This is a genomic window from Paenibacillus donghaensis, assembly GCF_002192415.1.
GTDB classification, from domain to species: Bacteria; Bacillota; Bacilli; order Paenibacillales; family Paenibacillaceae; genus Paenibacillus_AQ; species Paenibacillus_AQ donghaensis.
On sequence record NZ_CP021780.1, the window covers coordinates 2,703,052 to 2,720,346 of the forward strand.

Annotated in this window: 13 protein-coding genes; 12 read left to right on the forward strand and 1 reads right to left on the reverse strand. The window is 53.6% G+C overall.

The window, feature by feature from the left end:
- The first annotated feature begins 20 nt into the window (after nt 1–20).
- The 10 genes from B9T62_RS40230 to B9T62_RS11850 all read left to right on the forward strand — a co-directional run bounded on the left by B9T62_RS40230 (nt 21) and on the right by B9T62_RS11850 (nt 14,993).
- Nucleotides 21–122 (forward strand): YjcZ family sporulation protein, encoded by a 102-nt coding sequence (locus B9T62_RS40230; RefSeq protein ID WP_211296453.1) that lies wholly within the window; start codon nt 21–23, stop codon nt 120–122.
- 251 nt (nt 123–373) lie between these two features.
- Nucleotides 374–1,879, forward strand: a complete 1,506-nt coding sequence (locus tag B9T62_RS11810; protein ID WP_087915434.1) for a hypothetical protein — start codon at nt 374–376, stop codon at nt 1,877–1,879.
- 9 nt (nt 1,880–1,888) lie between these two features.
- On the forward strand, nt 1,889–2,647 hold the full coding sequence (locus tag B9T62_RS11815) for a DUF6063 family protein (protein ID WP_087915435.1): 759 nt from the start codon (nt 1,889–1,891) through the stop codon (nt 2,645–2,647).
- Complete coding sequence (locus B9T62_RS11820) at nt 2,634–7,112, forward strand: coiled-coil domain-containing protein (protein ID WP_087915436.1); 4,479 nt, start codon at nt 2,634–2,636, stop codon at nt 7,110–7,112. The genes B9T62_RS11815 and B9T62_RS11820 overlap by 14 nt, the downstream gene beginning before the upstream one ends.
- A gap of 65 nt (nt 7,113–7,177) precedes the next feature.
- Nucleotides 7,178–8,692, forward strand: a complete 1,515-nt coding sequence (locus B9T62_RS11825; protein WP_087915437.1) for a TPM domain-containing protein — start codon at nt 7,178–7,180, stop codon at nt 8,690–8,692.
- A 257-nt stretch (nt 8,693–8,949) separates the two neighbouring features.
- Nucleotides 8,950–10,098, forward strand: coding sequence for a phosphodiester glycosidase family protein (locus B9T62_RS11830; protein ID WP_087915438.1), 1,149 nt, complete (start codon nt 8,950–8,952; stop codon nt 10,096–10,098).
- A gap of 467 nt (nt 10,099–10,565) precedes the next feature.
- Complete coding sequence (locus B9T62_RS11835; RefSeq protein WP_087915439.1) at nt 10,566–11,498, forward strand: LysR family transcriptional regulator; 933 nt, start codon at nt 10,566–10,568, stop codon at nt 11,496–11,498.
- A 42-nt stretch (nt 11,499–11,540) separates the two neighbouring features.
- Nucleotides 11,541–12,656: a 5-methyltetrahydropteroyltriglutamate--homocysteine S-methyltransferase gene (locus tag B9T62_RS11840; RefSeq protein WP_087915440.1), complete on the forward strand. Its 1,116-nt coding sequence runs from the start codon at nt 11,541–11,543 to the stop codon at nt 12,654–12,656.
- A gap of 272 nt (nt 12,657–12,928) precedes the next feature.
- The gene (locus tag B9T62_RS11845; RefSeq protein WP_087915441.1) at nt 12,929–14,134 is read left to right on the forward strand and encodes an MFS transporter; all 1,206 of its coding nucleotides are present in this window, start codon (nt 12,929–12,931) and stop codon (nt 14,132–14,134) included.
- A 115-nt stretch (nt 14,135–14,249) separates the two neighbouring features.
- Nucleotides 14,250–14,993, forward strand: a complete 744-nt coding sequence (locus tag B9T62_RS11850) for a 5-methyltetrahydropteroyltriglutamate--homocysteine S-methyltransferase (RefSeq protein WP_087915442.1) — start codon at nt 14,250–14,252, stop codon at nt 14,991–14,993.
- Nucleotides 14,994–15,135: 142 nt separating this feature from the next.
- Here B9T62_RS11850 and B9T62_RS11855 read toward each other — a convergent pair whose 3' ends face one another.
- Nucleotides 15,136–15,921, reverse strand: a complete 786-nt coding sequence (locus B9T62_RS11855; RefSeq protein ID WP_087915443.1) for a class I SAM-dependent methyltransferase — start codon at nt 15,919–15,921, stop codon at nt 15,136–15,138.
- 195 nt (nt 15,922–16,116) lie between these two features.
- Between B9T62_RS11855 and B9T62_RS11860 the strand changes: the two genes are divergently transcribed.
- Together B9T62_RS11860 and B9T62_RS38980 are read left to right on the forward strand one after the other, a co-directional pair.
- On the forward strand, nt 16,117–16,839 hold the full coding sequence (locus B9T62_RS11860; RefSeq protein WP_087920241.1) for a YebC/PmpR family DNA-binding transcriptional regulator: 723 nt from the start codon (nt 16,117–16,119) through the stop codon (nt 16,837–16,839).
- A gap of 79 nt (nt 16,840–16,918) precedes the next feature.
- A complete protein-coding gene (locus B9T62_RS38980; RefSeq protein WP_157685581.1) occupies nt 16,919–17,284 on the forward strand; it encodes a hypothetical protein in 366 nt (121 codons plus the stop codon).
- Nucleotides 17,285–17,295 lie beyond the last annotated feature (11 nt).

Below are 17,295 nucleotides of genomic sequence, written 5' to 3' on the forward strand. Positions count from 1 at the left end.
ATTACAAAGGAGAGATTATAATGGGTGAATTAGCTGGGGGATATGGTGGCTTTACTTCTACCACTGCAATATTGGTTCTGTTTATCTTGTTGGTAATCATCTCTAAGACTTTCTTGATCTAATTGGCTATACCATATCACCCGCCAGTAGATACTGGCGGGTTTTATATGTACATAATCAAAGAGGTACCCCGTCAACCTTAACAGGAAAGCGGGGCTTTTTTATGCCTGGTAACTCGATAATCCTATTGGTATAATAGAAACATATATTCGCGCTTGTTGCTGGACTCATAAGTATAGTGGATTTCTTAACCCATATTTGTCCCTTCATGGGGCAGATGTGGGTTTTATTTGGCTCTGGGGGTGGTAGAACAATGAACTGGTCGGACTTTGGTGAACGGAATAAACGGCTGAACCCGCTGTGGAATCTGGGGGCAGGCATGAACCTGGGCGAGCTTCAGCCGTATAAAGAAATGGTGGCGCTCAGCATTCTGCTGCAGGTGTATTATCTGGAGCTGGATTCCAGCGAAGACAGATCTAAGGAGGATCTGGTCTCACTGGCCTGGAACGCGCTTAACCGCTTTGGCATCAGCAGTCTGGGCTCGGCGGAGTCCGTGGAGCGGTTGGTGGACGGTCTGCTGTGGAGCGGGAATGGCGGCGATTTCGAATCGTATTATTATGACGATGCAACCCGGCAGATGGAGATTCAGAAGTACAAATTCTTCGCTGTGGATGAGGATGCCACACGCACCAGCTGGGAGGAGACCGGCAAGACGGTCTACAGGCTCTCGGAATATGCGATGGAGCTGATCTTCATGAGTCATGAGATTATCGAAGAGTTCCAGATCAGCATCAAGCTGCTGGAGATCCAGATGCATATCAAGTATGGAAGGGTGACGCGAGCGCTGCAGGATGTCAATGAACTGATTTCACGGGTCCGCAAAATGATTCAGCAGCAGCAGGAATACCGCAATGCGCTGCGCCGCAATCCGAAGCATATCTTCAGCGAATATGGGGTGAACCGCCATCAGCGGCTCGAGGAAATCCAGCTGCAGTTCGACGCGGAGCGCAAGCATTTCGATACGATCCACCGGTCGCTGGCCCGGCTGGCCAACGACGAGAAGGATGTGATCGATTTCAACGAGCTGCGGATGCTCTCGGAACGGGTGGAGCTGTCGCGGCGGGTGCATGATGAGCTGGCGGGTGTGGTGCTGAGTATTTTTGAAGCGGAAACGAATCTGCGGCTGAACTTCCCGGAGTTGTTCTGGGGAGCCTCCGGCTTCAACTTCCGCACACATGTGTGGGAGGAATGGGTCAAGGAGACGGGCTTGCCGGGCGGTGACAGCATGGAGCTGCTGCTGGAAGGTCTATTCTCTCCTCATCAGGATTTCGTGTACCCGCTGGCCTGGGCCTGGGAAGAACAGGATGTCGGCTTCCAGCCGCAACTGCCTGAAGACCAAATGGACGACCATGGAGAAGATCCGGGGATGCCTTACAGCCCGCAGGAGATTCCGTGGAACGAGGTGACCGCCTTGTGGGCACCGGTGTTTACAGTGCTGGCCGAGCAGGGCAGCTTCACGCTTGCGGCGGATGCCTTCTCGCCGGAGACACAGCAGCAGTGGACGGCGACGCCGGATGCAGTCGATCTGTGGGTGCAATTGTTCCATGCGGAAATCACGGTGGAGGATACCGCCGAGGAGAACGGACAAGGGCAGGATGAGTGCAGACGGCTGCTGGCACAGCTGCTGGCCCATGACCCTTCGCTTGCGGTGCTGCGCGGACGGAAGCTGCGAACCACCATTGAGGCAGGTAGTACAGAGCCGGTCCGCTGGCCCGGCCTGGAGATCAGCCCTTATACCCTAACGATTACGGAGAGGTGAGAAGACAACATGAGTTATTCTTTAGAGCAATTACAGCAGGCTTCGAAGCTGTTCTTTGACCTGCTGCGCCGCAAAGTCATCTCCCTGAATGATCCCGCAGCCGCCGAATGCCTGCAGGATGCGGGAGCCTATGATGCGCTGCAGTATGTGGCCAAGGAAGGCGGCTGCCGGGTGATGAACTCGGGACAACGGCTGCATCTGCTGGTGAATCCGATCGGTTCGGTGTTCGCCACCAACTTCACGCAGCTGAAGAACAAATATTCGCGCATTGAACGCAAGGCGCAATTACATACCATTAACGTCATCATTCTGATTTTTCTCGCCGAGATGGACCAGGATGAGAGCCATTTCAAGCCCGGGCAGGACAGTATGTCCTATCTGCAGCTGGCTGACCAGGTGTCTGCAGTGCTGCAGGCCTGGTACAACCTCGATGGGGAAGGGCGGTTCAGCAAACAGTGGCAGCTCGACATTCAAGCGATGTACAAAGTATGGACCAGCCTCTATATGCAGACCAAAAGCCAGGAGGAGAGCGATCTTCTCTCACGTGGCTCAGGCTCACGGATCGGGCTGATCCATGAAGGCATGAAGCTGCTGGAAGAGGAGCATCTGGTCTTTATCTCAGAGCAGGAGAAGCGGATCTTCCCCCGGGATGAGTTGTATGAGAGAATGCGCTATCTGTACCATGATGTTGACCGCTACAAGGAACTGAAGACCCTGATCGAACAGACTCTGGCAGAGAAAGCAGGTGCAGCGGATGCCCAGAATTGAACGGATACGAATTGCAGGTCTGAAATACGAGAAGATGCTGAAGAAATACGACGATATGCTGCTGGACCTGTGCAATGAGGAAGGTCCGGCCAACACGCTCATCACACTGATGAACGGCGGCGGGAAGGGTGTACTGCTGCAGGCGATCTTCCAGCTGCTGATGCCTAAGGCTGCCTGGGGCAAGGATAACGAGAACCAGGTCGAAGCTTTTTTTCATAATCACAAAAAACAACTCAAGCCCTACACCTTCCATGTAGCCATCGAATGGCTGCTGGACCACAGTGAACGGAATGAATACATCACAACCGGTATCGCCCTTACGGCGCACCAGTCGCTGGATCAGCAGGAAATCAAGGTTGATTATATGCTGTATACGCTGCTCAATTACGGAGAAGGGGCGGAGCTGACGATTGCTTCGCTGCCGCTGTATGATCAGGCGGCGGGTGAACCGGCCTCATTTGAAGCTCTACAGCAATTCCTCCGCGAACGACGGGGCGAGGTCATAGTCTACGGCAGCAGCGGGTCGGAGCTGCGCAAGTATTACGATTTCCTTGCGGTGCGTGACATCCATATCGGGGAATGGCGGAATATGCGCCGGATCAACGGAGAAGAGGGCGGGATCAAAGGCTATTTCAAGAAACATGAAGCCTTCAGCAACCACAATCTGTTCGAGAAGCTGATCATCCCGGAGATTGGCGCTAGCCTGGGTGACGGGCTGCGCGAGGAGGACCAGTCCCTACAGCAGATGTTTATGGATGTGGCCGTCATTGCCCAGAGACTGCCGATGCTGGAGCAGAGGGAGCAGGCTTATGCCGAGTTTATCGGCATGGCCAGCCCGCTGCAAGGGCTGGTGGAGCAGGGGGCTGCGGCAGACAGTAGTGTTCAGGCCAGCGAGCTGCACGGCCGTCAGATCTACTCGGCCATCCAGGCTGAGCTGAAGAATACGGAAACGGGCCGCAGTGAGGCGGCGGAAGAGCTGTCCGGGCAATATGCGGAAGGCAAGCAGCTGCGATTCGAGTGGGACAATCTGAAATACCTGGGCAGCAGGCAGGAGCATGACCTGAAGGCCGAGGAACTGAAAGGGCTGGGCGATCATCAGGGACGGGCGCGTCAGCGGCTGGAGGATTCCCGGCAGAGCGAGAAGCAGCTGGAGGTGGACTTCTATCTGGCTAAGCGGCTGAATTATACCCGGCAAATGGAGCAATGGCAGAAAGAGATTGCCGCCATTGAAGGCTCGCTGGAGACGCAAGAGCGCCAGCAGGTGATCAACAGCGTGAAGGCGGAGCTGCGAAGCCAGTGGGATATTGTGTTTAAGCTATGGCAGCAGACGCTCGCCGGGTTCGGAGCATCCCAGCAGAAGCTGAGAGACGAAGAGCGCGGGCTGCGCAAGAGCAGGGAGGAATTGCTGCTGGAGCTGGGTGGCATCCAGACCGAAATTCCGAAGCTTACAGCGGCGATTCGCCAGTTCAGCGAAGACACCGGAGCCTTTGCCGCCCTGCATGGACAGGAGGCTGCCCATGCGCCTGATCCGGCGCTGCAGCGTACACTGAATGAGATCAAGAGCACCAAGGAGGAACTGTCGAGGCTGGAGGAGGACCGCAAGCAGACGGAGGGTGGCAAGCTGTCACTGCATACCTCACACACCCGGCTCACGGAGCAGTTGGCAGCGCTCGAACGCGAGGCGGACGACCTTACTGCGCTGCTGGAAACCCGCACAGCTGCCGAATCCCAGCTCTGGTCGCAGCTGGTTGTGCTGCTGGAGCTGTATGAGGAGCATCACCGCCTTGGCGCATCGGCCCTGTTCGAGCTGAAGGATGCCATCGAAGCGCGTTTCATTCAGAGACTGGAGCAAGCAGAGCAGCAGAACAAGCGCTGCCGCAGAGACTATTACAACCAGCTGCTGGATGTGGAGCTGCAGCATGAGCCGTATTGGCTGCCCAATGGTGATATCCTGACCGTGAAGGATAAGCTGGACGCGCTGAAGATTCATTCCATCGCCGGCAGCTCTTATCTGAACGACCTGCCACTCGGCCAGCGGAGAGAGGAGCTGGAGCGGCAGCCGCTGCTGCCTTACGGCCTGATTGTCACCCGGCGGGAAGCTGCCAAGATTCAGCCAGGCCTGCTGGCCGAACTGCTGCTGAAATCGGCGGTACCGGTATTTGTGCGTGAAGAGATGATCAGCGCGGGGCAAGCCGCTTACACGCTATTGGAGCATCAAGGCCTGCAGATGGTGATTCAGCCCGAGCAGTTTCTGAAGTGGAGAGACGGGATTCAAGCACAGCTCAAAGAACAGGAGCAGACGCTGAAGGACGCTGAAGCTTACCATTCCAGACTGAGAACGGCGCAGCTGGCCTACGCCCAGCTGTTCCAGACTGAGCATTCCCACAGCCTGACGGCTAAGCGGAAGCTGTTGGAAGAGCGGCACCGGGAACTGCTTAAAGCCCTGGAGCAATTGAATACGCAGCTGCAAGGCAATGAGACGGCCCTTTTCGCAATCCAGCGGGCAATTACAGACGGTGGCGTACGGAGAACGGAGCTGGAGCAGCGGGAGACCGCGCTGCGAGGCTGGACCGAACGTCTGCGCAAGCAAGCGTCCGATTACAAGGACAAGCAGAAACTGGTAGAGCATAAGGCACAGCTGGAGAAGGACAGCCTGGTGAAGGAGCAGCAGCTGGCACACTTGAAGACACAGCTGGACAGCATGGGCAGCGAACGGGAACAATGGATGGGCGAAGCCAGATTCACGCTGTTTCCGAAGCTGCAGAGCTGGTTCCCGGAGATTGTTTTTCCGGTGGAGGATACTTCGGCTCTGCAGGAGGCGGAGACTGTAAACCCCGCAGAGCAGGATGTACTGCTGCAGCTGCTTAGCCGTGTGGAAGGACTGCAGCAATCGCTCACCCGCAATGAGCTGGAGATCCGCACCAGGCAGGCGGGCATCAGAACGGCAACGCAGCAGGTGACGGAGCTGGAAGTCAGCCTCACACAGGTGGACCGTGACTGGGCGCAGCAGAAGCTGCCCGAAGGCTCGCCGGAATCGATCCAGGCGGCAAGAACACGCCAGAAAGCAGACACGCTGATGCTGGATGAGGACTACCAGCAGCTTCACGATGCGTATATCCGCTGCGAAACGGAAGTGGACCATCTGCTGAAGAACTTGCGCAAGCTGGAGAAATCAATCCAGGATACGCATGAGCGCGCGGCAGAATTGTGGCTTGCGCCGCTGGAGGAGAAGCAGGAGGAGCTGCGCGAACGGACGGCCGAGAATGAGCAGCGGATTCAGCGCTGCAAGCAGACGCTGGAGCGGATCGATCTGCTGCTGCAGATACTGAACAATCAGCGGACCATTATGAATGCGCAGATGGAGGTGCCCGTGCTGCTGAAAGAGCTGCCGGAGGAGCTGCTGTTAAGCGTCCGGGAGAGCTGTCAGGCGCTGGTCGCGGACTGGCTGCAAGCCCTTAAGGAGAGCCGGGCTGCGCGGGCGGAGTTATCCCGCAAGGTGAAGGAAGAGAAACATGAATTAAGCGGCAAGCTGTCCAAGAGCGGCTGGAACCGTGAGCTGGAAACCAAGATCCAGGAGCGCCTGAACAGCGTGCATTGGGATGATTTCGAGGTGGCCCGGCAGGTGCTGGATTCGATGCTGCGCAGCTCGCAGGACCAGATGGAGAGCATCCGCAGCGACAAGGAAGGCATGGAGCTGTCCCGCAGCATGTGGGTAGGCCGGGCTTCCAAAAGAGTCGTACAGATTCTCGACATCCTGAAGCGGATGGAACGGCGGATGATTATTCATAACGAGAATCAGCATGCTTTTCCACTTGTGCGGCTGAATTACAAGAACATCCAGGTGCCAAGGTCCACCGATGAAATCGAACCGCAGGTGACCGATTTCTTCAACCGGACCATCCATGAGCTGCTGGACAAATATCCGAAGATGGAGCAGGTGCCCGCACCGGCGTTGAAGGAGATCATCAATGACGGGCGGCTGCTCTATGCAGCCCTGCAGAACCGTTTTCCGGTGCTCCAGGTATACAAGCCGGTAACGGAGAACTATTTCCTCTATGCGGCACCTGAGGATTACCACTATTCCGACTGGGAGGTCATCAACCGCGGGGCGATGGATGAAGCGGTCGGCAGCGGCGGACAACGCCAGTCCGTGCAGCTTCTGGTGGCGATGATGATTATGACCCACAAGCGGGTCAACCGGGAGAACAAGGGCTGGACGGTCTTCCTGTACGATAATCCTTTTGGCGAGATGGTCTCCAACAATGTGCTGGACCCCGTCTTCGAAATTTCCAAGGCGCTTAAATTCCAGTGGCTGATCGTAACGCCGCCCGAGCTGGTCAAGAATGATGTGAGCCTGCGCTTCGGCGTGTACTGGCAGCTGTATTTCTCAGGTACCAAGGGCGATATGCTGGAATCCACGCTGGTTAAGGGCGGCCGGAAGCTGACACCTCTGTCATTATTCTGACTATTCTGGAAGAAGCGGGGAACCGATAATAGAACTAGAGAATAGATGATGTGCAGGAGGTACTTATGAACTGGAGAACACTTAGAATAACGCTGCTCACACTGCTGCTTAGCGTAATGCTTCTGCCGCAACCCGTAGCGGTGCGGGCCGCAGGGGCTATGCCGCAGCCTACGAAGGCTTTTTATGAAGTCAATGATTATGCCAATGTGATTGACCAGAAGACGGAGAATTACTTAGTGAATTACGGGGTCAAGCTGCAGCGGCGGGATGGGGCGCAGGTGGTGCTGGTTACGGTGGATTCAACAAACGGCACTCCGATGAGGGAATATGCCACGGACCTGTTCAACAGCTGGGGTATTGGCTCGGCGGACAAGAATAACGGCATGCTGCTGCTGTTCTCGATTCAGGATGACGAATATTGGGCGGTGCAGGGGGAAGGCATCAAAGACACGGTCACGGACAAAGACCTCTCCGGTATCCTGTCCACCTATCTCGAACCAGACTTTGCATCCAAGCAGTATAGCAGCGGTGCCCGCAAGACCTATGGTGAATTCATTCGCAGTCTAGGCGGCACCTGGGCAGAGCCGGTCAGCTCCAAGAATTATGTGTCCGACAACGCAGGCGTTCTGCCGAAGGTCACCAGGGATTATATCAACGATGCCAGCAACCGGTACCTGGACGCTTCAGGCAGCGCAGTGTATGTCGTTACAGTCAAGAATACAGGCGGGCAAAGTCTGCAGGATTATACCTACAAGAAGTTTGTTTCGGTTGCTGCCGGTCCGCGTGACGTGATGCTTGTGCTGGATATCGGAGGCGACAACTATCATGTGCTGCAGGGGAAGAACGTTGACAATCTGCTTAGCAATAAGGTAATCAGCGGCATGCTCGATCAACAGCTTGAACCTTATTTCGCCAAAAAAAGCTATGCAGCCGGAGCCACGGCAACGGTTAATGCCATCCACAGCTTCATGCTGGAGAATGCGGAACGATCAGTCAGCCCTGCAGCGGCTTCGTCAGCAACTTCGGCACCTGCTAAGCTGAGCAATGCGGGCCAAACCGCCAAGACGTTCAACGAAGCGGCCGGACTTTCGGAGGCCAACCCCAAGGCCGTATTTATTGTGTTTATGGCTGTTGTTTTGCTGGTGGGAATCAATGCCGTGCGCCGCAACCGCTACGTGGGGCTGTATGGCGTGCCGTTTAATCCTTACACCCGCCGCAGCATCCGGCGGTATGGGGTGTGGCGGGGCCAGGCGGACTATGGTTATGGCAGCCGCTGGTACAACCGCCGCCGCCATCGTCACCATCACAATGACCAGGTGGCGAAACCTCGCGGACAGAGCTTTTGGGGCGGCGGAGGTGGCAGAAGCAGTGGTGGCGGAGCCGGGCGCTCCTCTTCCTCCGGCGGCGGTGGTTGGAGCAGCGGTGGCGGCAGCGGCCGGTCCTCCTCCGGAAGCAGCGGCGGCGGGGGCTCCAGCAGTGGGGGAGGCAGCGGCCGCAGCTCTAGTGGCGGCTCCAGCGGCGGTTCTTCGGGCGGCGGTGGCGGCAACGCGAGCAGTGGCGGAGGTGTGGGCAGACATTAGTTTGCCGCCGACTTTTTGTGAAATCTAAGAATTTATTTGTTTCACGCTATATATTATCCCTCTATTTCTCGCAGAAACGCCCCGTCCTTTAAAAGGGCGGGGCGTTTCTGCTTAGAAAGGACACTTGCGGATGGGGCTTCAAGTTACAAAATATTGAATAAAATGAAACTTTTCAAGCTTCCGAATCGTCTAATATGAGTTTATGTGACTTGTAAAGGTAAGATTAGACAGCATTCATCAGGGAGGCATATCGAGAAGTGAACTCTTCATCTCTACCCCAACGATCAAACGCAAGAACGAACAAGAAGACCCGCAAGCGCAAGAGAACAAGCTTCTTGCGCAAGTTGTCCCGGCTGTTTCTAGTATTGGTGATCCTTATTATCGCTGGCGGCAGCTGGTTCTACCTGGCACCCTCTGCCCGTAATTTCCGCTATACGGTGGCAGACACCTTGATCACCACCCAGCACCGCCATTGGGCCAAATACATTATCGGCGAAGACGAATTAAAGACAAGGGTAGCCGAATATTCCGACCGGTTCTCCCATATGGGCGACGAGAAGGATACACATGTTATCGAGCCGCCTCCTATTACGGATGACGAAGGAGCGGGGGATACACAGGATGAGCAGCAGCCCAAACCGCTGGTGGAGATTGAGCAGGTCAGCGGAACGGGGTATACCGGGTTCGTAATGATCGTGAACGATCCGACCAAGGTACGGCTGGGTATTCCCGCGAAGGTCGGCTCCGGTGAGAAAGTCACCAGCATGGTCGAGCGGACCGGAGCGATTGCCGGAGTGAACGGCGGCGGCTTCGCCGATCCGAACTGGAAGGGGAACGGCTTCAAGCCGATTGGTATTGTTGTCTCCCAAGGCAAGCTCTACTATAACGGGCTGGGCGGCAAAAAATCGACCCAAATCGTCGGCCTCGACAAGCAAGGCAAGATGCTTGCCGGCAATTATTCGCTGGAGGAGCTGAGCAAGCTTGGCGTGCAGGAGGCAGTATCGTTTCAACCGCGGCTGATCGTCAACGGCAAGGGGCTGATCAAGAATGCCGCCGAAGGCTGGGGCATTGCCCCGCGCACGGCCATGGGTCAACGCGCAGATGGGGCGATTCTGTTCGTGGTGATTGACGGCCGCCAGCCCAGCTACAGCATAGGCGCGAACCTCTACGATGTGCAGCAGATTATGCTGAAGCACGGTGCGGTAATCGCAGCCAATCTGGACGGAGGTTCGTCGACCGTACTGGTGAAGGACCATGAGATTGTTAACAAACCTTCCTCCCAGTATGGCGAGCGTTATCTGCCTACGGCATTCCTGGTGTTTGAGCACCCGGAGCAGGTGGACATTCCGAACATCTGGGAGGGGCTTGACCCTGCCAAGATTGACGCAGGTAAGAAGCGGAACTGATCATAAGTGAAGCGGAAGCGGCGGGAGCAATCCTGCTGCTTTTTACTATACTTGCAACTACAAACAACTATGCAAACACACTACATGACAACTACAGCAGCTACATATAACAATGCCTGTAACTGAATCTGCAGCATTCTCTTGGAATGCAGTGGACAGGTGTGCTACGATAATCGCTAGAGATTACGGGGGATACGCTCCTGCGAGCCATACTTGCGGACTGGAGAGACCTTATTTGACTCCAAACCGCCTTTTTGCGGGTGTAACGGACTCAGGAGCCGTTATTTTGGCAAAATGTCCTAGATTAAGCTACAAAATGGGCGAATAGAGGCTCCTCAGTCCGAAACTTGCTCCAAATGAGCCAAAATGCTGAAATAAGGGTTATGGAGTTCGCAGGCACTTAAATTAACAAACCAGCTACACATTGAATCACAATAAACACAACACCGGGAGAGGGGGACATCCGTTTGACCTTGCAGCAGCTCCGCTATGCGATTGAAATTGCCAGCAGCGGTTCGATGAACGAGGCGGCCAAAAAGCTGTTTGTCTCACAGCCCAGCTTATCCAATGCCATCAAAGAGCTGGAGACAGAGCTTGGCATTACGATTTTTGAACGGACCAACCGCGGGATCAGCATCTCGGTGGAAGGCATCGAATTCCTGGGCTATGCGCGCCAGATTATTGAACAGACGGAGCTGATGGAGAACCGATATACAGGGAAGAAACGCAGCCCGCTATATTTTTCCGTCACCACCCAGCATTATGCCTTTGCCGTGGACGCGTTCGTAACGCTGATGAACCAAAGTGAAGTGCAGGAGTACAATTTCAGCCTGCGGGAGACGCAGACCTACGAAATTATTGAAGATGTGCGCACCCTGCGCAGCGATCTGGGCATTCTGTACATTAATGAGAGCAATTATAAGCTAATGAATAAGCTGTTCAGCGACGGCAACCTGAAGTTTACACCGCTTTTTAATACGGTTCCCCATGTGTATCTCAGAGACAGCCATCCGCTAGCACATAAGGAGAGTATCTGCCTCGAGGATATTCATTCGTTCCCGTATGTGACCTTTGAGCAGGGGCAGAACAATTCCTTGCATTTCTCCGAGGAGATGCTGAGCTTCACCGGAACGGACAAGCATATCAAGGTTACGGACCGCGCCACACTCAGCCATCTGCTGCTGGGCACGGATTGTTACACAGTGGGTACGGGCATTCTGGCTTCCGAGCTGGACGGTGACGGGATGCTTACCATCCCTTTTGACAGTGAAGAGGTGTTCACCGTGGGCTGGATTGCCCATAAGGACCGCAAAGCCAGCCCTATAGCCTCCGCCTATATAGATTTGCTCAACGACCTGGTGGCCCGCAAGAGCTTCGAATTCAACCAATTTCTACTATAGAAGCAATGAATATATATCCTATAAAAAAAGCAGGAGGACGCTATGATTAGTCCCGTAACTGGAACCCGACGAACCGCCCCACCTTTTCGCAGCGAAATCGTAGGCAGCTTTCTGCGCACCGAGGAGATCCATGAGGCCCGCAGGCTGCAGGAGCTGGGGGAGATCACCGCAGAGCAGCTGTATGCTGTGGAAACTGCTGAAATCCGCAAGCTGCTGCGTATGGAACAAGAACTCGGACTGCAAGCTGTAACCGACGGCGAATTCCGCCGCTCCTGGTGGCATCTGGATTTCTTCCTTGGCCTTCAAGGTACGGTGAAGATTGACCTTAATCCTGCCGGAGGCCGGCCGGAAGCCAACCAGCGTGCGGAGAGCTTCCGCATCATCGACCGGATTTCCTTCAAGGACCATCCGATGGTCCGGCAGTTTAAGGATCTCAAGGCTATGACCGCGAACAGTGTACCCAAAATGACGATTCCATCACCAGCGCTGTTTCATTTTGTGGAGAATCATAACGGAAATGACGTCTATCCTGATCAGGAAACGCTCTATCAGGACATCATTGCCGTCTATAAGGATGCGCTGCAAGCGTTCTACGACGCTGGTTGTCGTTACCTCCAGCTGGATGATACCACCTGGGGCACGCTCTGCAGCGGCCGCCACCGTGCGCATCTGCGCAGCCGGGGGATTGACCCCGACCAGCTGGCGAAGGACTATGTGCGGCTGATCAACGAGAGCATCAGCGGCCGTCCGGCCGATATGACCGTAGCGCTTCACGTCTGTAGGGGCAATTTCCGCTCGGCCTGGTTCGCCGCCGGGGGCTATGAGCCGATTGCCAGTGAATTGTTCGCCCATGCGAAGGTGGATGTTTTTTTCCTGGAGTATGATAATGAACGTTCCGGCGGCTTCGAGCCGCTACGGTTTATCAAGGACCAGTTCGTGGTGCTCGGCCTGGTCACTACGAAACACGGCGGGCTGGAGAGCAAGGAGTCACTGAAAGCGCGGATTGAGGAAGCCGCGGAGTATGTTGATATCGAGAAGCTGTGCCTCAGCCCGCAATGCGGCTTCGCCTCCACCGAGGAAGGCAACCGTCTGACCGAAGAGGAGCAGTGGGACAAGCTGCGGCTGGTGAAGGAAACGGCGGATGAGATTTGGGTGTGAGTGGAGAAATGTATGAATCATACAATCGATAGTGTTACTTTTCAACTTCAGGAGCAACATGACCGTATCACAAGCACGGGTGATTAGGAGCGTCCCCACAAGGGGTGCTCCTTTTTTTTGTAGTTGTATTTTAAAACTTTTGGACCCGGCAATACCGCTGCACTGGCCGAAAAAGTCACGAAACAAAAAGCGGCAACGGTATTAAGTCTAATAAATCTGTTATAATTGGCGCAATAAAATTCAAAAACTCAACAGAAAAAGGAGACCCTGCTATGCAACATCAATGGAAAAAAGCGTTCGCGATCATTTTTAGCGGACAAATCTTTTCGATATTGACAACTTCGATGGTTCAATTTTCGATTATTTGGCATTTAACAGAAACAACAGGGTCAGCTTCGGTACTAATGATTGCTGGGCTAGCTGGATTTTTACCACAAGCGATTTTAGGTCCTTTTATAGGCGTCTGGCTTGATCGATGGAACCGTAAAAAAACGATGATTATAGCCGATAGTGCGATTGCATTCTTCAGTTTAGTATTAGGGTTATATTTCTTTTTTGGTGAACCTAGTTTGGCTTTTGTTTATTTGATTTTAATGATACGCTCTATTGCTTCTGCTTTTCATGCTCCAGCATTCCAAGCGGCAATTCCACTCTTAGCGCCTGAAGAGCAATTAACGCGAGTGGCCGGCTGGCAGCAAATGGTTTTCTCATTCTCAAATGTTATTGGGCCTGCGCTTGGAATTGCAGTTTACTCGGCCACTTCTCTTGGGACCGTGTTGTTTTTAGACGTGGCAGGCGCTTTGATCGCAAATATCATGCTGTTGTTTGTTAGCATTCATCAGCCCAAAACAGAGACCCTACAAACCCCTTCATTCTTAAATGAATTCAAACTGGGTTGGGATGCATTTATTAAAGTGAAACCGATTGTCTTAATCACAATGGCTACAGCTGTTTTTGGCATCGTGTTTATGCCGCTTGCGACCCTTTTCCCTTTCATGACGTTATCGTATTTTGGCCGCGGGGGGTATAGTGCGAGCATCGTAGAAGCGGTTTTTGGCATAGGTATGATTATTGGCGGTGTCATGTTGTCTGTACTCGCTTCGAAATGGAAAGATATAACGTATATGAGTTTGAGTTTGGCTTTGATTGGTCTAACCTGTGTGGTTAGCGGCCTGCTTAGTAAAGAGGCTTTTGTTCTATTCGTGATTCTTTCGTTCTTCATGGGATCGGCAGCTCCCTTTTTCAATGGACCTTACATGGCGATGATTCAGAGAGCGTTTGAGCCTGCAATGCTGGGACGCGTTATTTCACTCGTTACTAGTGTGATGCTGCTCTCCTCCCCAATTGGACTCCTGCTGGCAGGACCGATCGTTAATAGGTATGGTGTTCAAGTGTGGTTTTTCTGGTCAGGTGTTGTCATAATATTGACCGGTATATTCATTTTTTTCCGGTTCAAACGTATGCGTGTGGAATTGTAGTAGCTTGAACTTATGAGCTATTTGCAGATGGAAAGGTGAATGATTAGACTGGCATAAAAATCGAACAGCGGCGGACAAGACTTGAAAGATAAAGTCTTAGACGGCCGCTGTTTTTATTGAACTAACGGCCGGTGAAGCGGCGCTGCCAAGGCAGACCATTCCGTCCCCGGCCCAGTTCCTCTCGGAGCTGCAGCGCGGCGAGAATAAGCAGACGACGGAAGCCGTATACAGCAGCCAGGATGAGCTGGTGGCGGATATCGCAGCGGCGTACCGCGATGCGATTCAGGCGTTCTATGAGCTGGGTTGCCGCAACCTTCAGCTAGACGACTGCACCTGGGGCATGCTCTGCGACAAAGGCTACTGGGAATACCGCCAGAAGGAAGGTGTCGATGTGAACGAGATCGCCAAGTTGTATGCGCATATCAACAATGAAGCGATCAAGGACCATCCGGCTGATATGGTAATCACCATGCATGTGTGCCGCGGTAACTTCCACTCCACCTGGGCAGCTTCGGGCGGCTATGAGCCGATTGCTGAAGTTTTGTTCGGCACCGTAGATGTGGACGGCTTATATTTGGAGTTCGACACCGACCGGGCAGGAGGCTTCGCACCGCTGCGCTTCATTAAGGACCAGCAGGTTGTACTTGGCCTGTTCAGCTCCAAAACCGGAGAGCTGGAGAACAAGGAAGAAATATTGAAGCGGATTGCGGAAGCGGCTGAATACGTCGATATCAATCGGCTAAGCATCAGCCCGCAATGCGGCTTCGCCTCCACGGAGGAAGGCAATATCTTGACTGAGGAGCAGCAATGGGCGAAGCTGCGGTTCATCAAAGAGATTGCGGACGGGGTGTGGCAGTAAGCGCGGTTAAGCAGTGTAGACAGGTAAGATAGTCAAAAAGGAACGGCTGTACCGCCCGTGAGGGTAGTGCAGCCGTTTTGGCGTAACCAGTCCCGCTAACACTGAGGCATTGTTCCGCTAGGGCAGAGATCTTGCATCCGCCCTATACCGTGATACGGACTATGTAATATTCATTGCTCACAGCCAGGCCTGACGGGGTGGCATGCTCCCGGAAGTGCTGCTCCACTGCCGGTAGAACTTCGGAGATCATCATCTCGTGGACGGCAGACGTCTGCCCGAAGCAGCTTAAACGGATCACATCGAGTGGTTGATGCAGATACTCCAGATGGGTAACCAGGTCAACAGAGGACTGTGCGAAGTTTCCGCCAGCCAGTTGAGATTCCAGCTTGTCTAATACGGGGCGTTCAGCGGGAATCACTGCCTTGAACAGGGTTGGGATTAAGCCGGCAAGCTCGCCGAGACGATGATCCCCCGGATGCAGTCCGAGTATCAGGCCGCCTTGTCTGACCACTCTGCTCAGATCAGGATAAGCGGAAGTAGGACCTTTGCGATTGTAGGCACAATCGAATTCACCATTCGCAAAAGGCAGAGCGGCTTTGGTGCTGGCGGCGACGAACGAAACATTGGCAAGCTTATGGGCATTGCCGGTCTCGATGAAACCTGGGGTAACATCCAGCCCAACAATGGACTTAACGGATGGACTCCAGGAAATAGTATACGCCCCGTCGCCGCATCCAATGTCCAGCACTCTCTGACCCGGAACCAGTTCAGCAACTTCTTTGTCAAAAATCTGCTCTCCATCCCGGCCAGCAGTGGTGGAATGCCAGGGATATGCGTATTCGCCAGTCAACGCTTCGAGCTGCGCGTACCAGGCAAACGAGTGCGGGGGTAACCAATCCTTATGTGTGGTTGGATCTGCCAATTTCATGGATAGACAACACCTCCTGATCTTTCATGGGTTTGATCTTTAGATAATGTGGAAACATATTGTATATCAGATCGAAGCGGATGGCAACCCACTTCCGAACCTGTGACGTTCCGTACACTTTACGTGGGACGGGCAAGAAGGGTATAATTGTGAAGGTTATTTTTTTAATTCATGTTGAAAGTGAGCGGTTATCCTATGGGTCGTAAATGGAACAATATTAAGGAAAAGAAAGCATCGAAAGACGCCAACACTAGCCGGGTGTACGCGAAATTTGGTGTTGAAATTTATGTTACTGCCAAAAAAGGCGAGCCGGACCCTGAGGCCAACCGTGCGCTGAAGGTCGTTCTGGAGCGTGCCAAAACCTACAACGTGCCGAAGGCGATCATTGACCGGGCACTGGAGAAAGCCAAAGGCAGCGGTGAAGAAAGTTATGAAGAGTTGCGTTACGAAGGGTTCGGTCCCGGCGGAACGATGCTGATCGTGGAGGCTCTGACCAATAACGTTAACCGTACAGCTCCTCAGGTACGTTCGGCATTCAGCAAGAATGGCGGGAATATGGGCGTGAGCGGCTCGGTAGCCTACATGTTCGATTCCACAGCGGTTATCGGCGTAGAAGGCAAATCCGCCGACGAAGTCATCGAGCTGCTGTTCGATGCCGAAGTCGATGTGCGCGATGTGCTGGAAGAAGACGAGGCGGTCATTGTGTACGCTGAGCCGGATCAGTTCCACGCGGTGCAGGAGGCTTTTAAAAGCGTAGGCATTACCGAATTTACCGTGGCTGAGCTGACCATGCTGCCGCAGAATTTCGTAGCAGTGTCTGAAGACGCCCAGGCCCAATTCGACAAGCTGATTGATGCACTCGAAGAAATCGAGGATGTCCAGCAGGTCTATCACAACGCCGATTCGGAAGAGGAATAATACAGCGGCTGCACCTCAGATTGAATGAGGGGCAGCCGTTTTATTATGATCAGGAATAACAAGGCGAGCGGGAGATGAGGTGGGTGATGTGTCGATCAGCGCTGCCTCATTTGCTGAACTTGGTGGCAACCACGCCAACTGTATTTCGTACATTTATTTCGGTTCTAAATCGTCCCAAAACAACTTTAGCTGTATTTGGTGCAGTTATTTTTCGGAAAAATGCTCCTCAACGCCAAAATGGGGAATTATAAATGTACGAAATACAGTTATACCTCAATCTGCCGCCAAATTCGCTGTTATAAATGTACGAAATACAGTTAAAATCAAAACTGCCAAAGTTACCTGTCATCATCCACACTTATCTGCTCCCAACAACCATCTGCTCCCAACAACCAACCTGCACTTTCTACCTTCAACTTGGCTGGCGGAGGAACTTCCTCATTAACACAGCAGGCA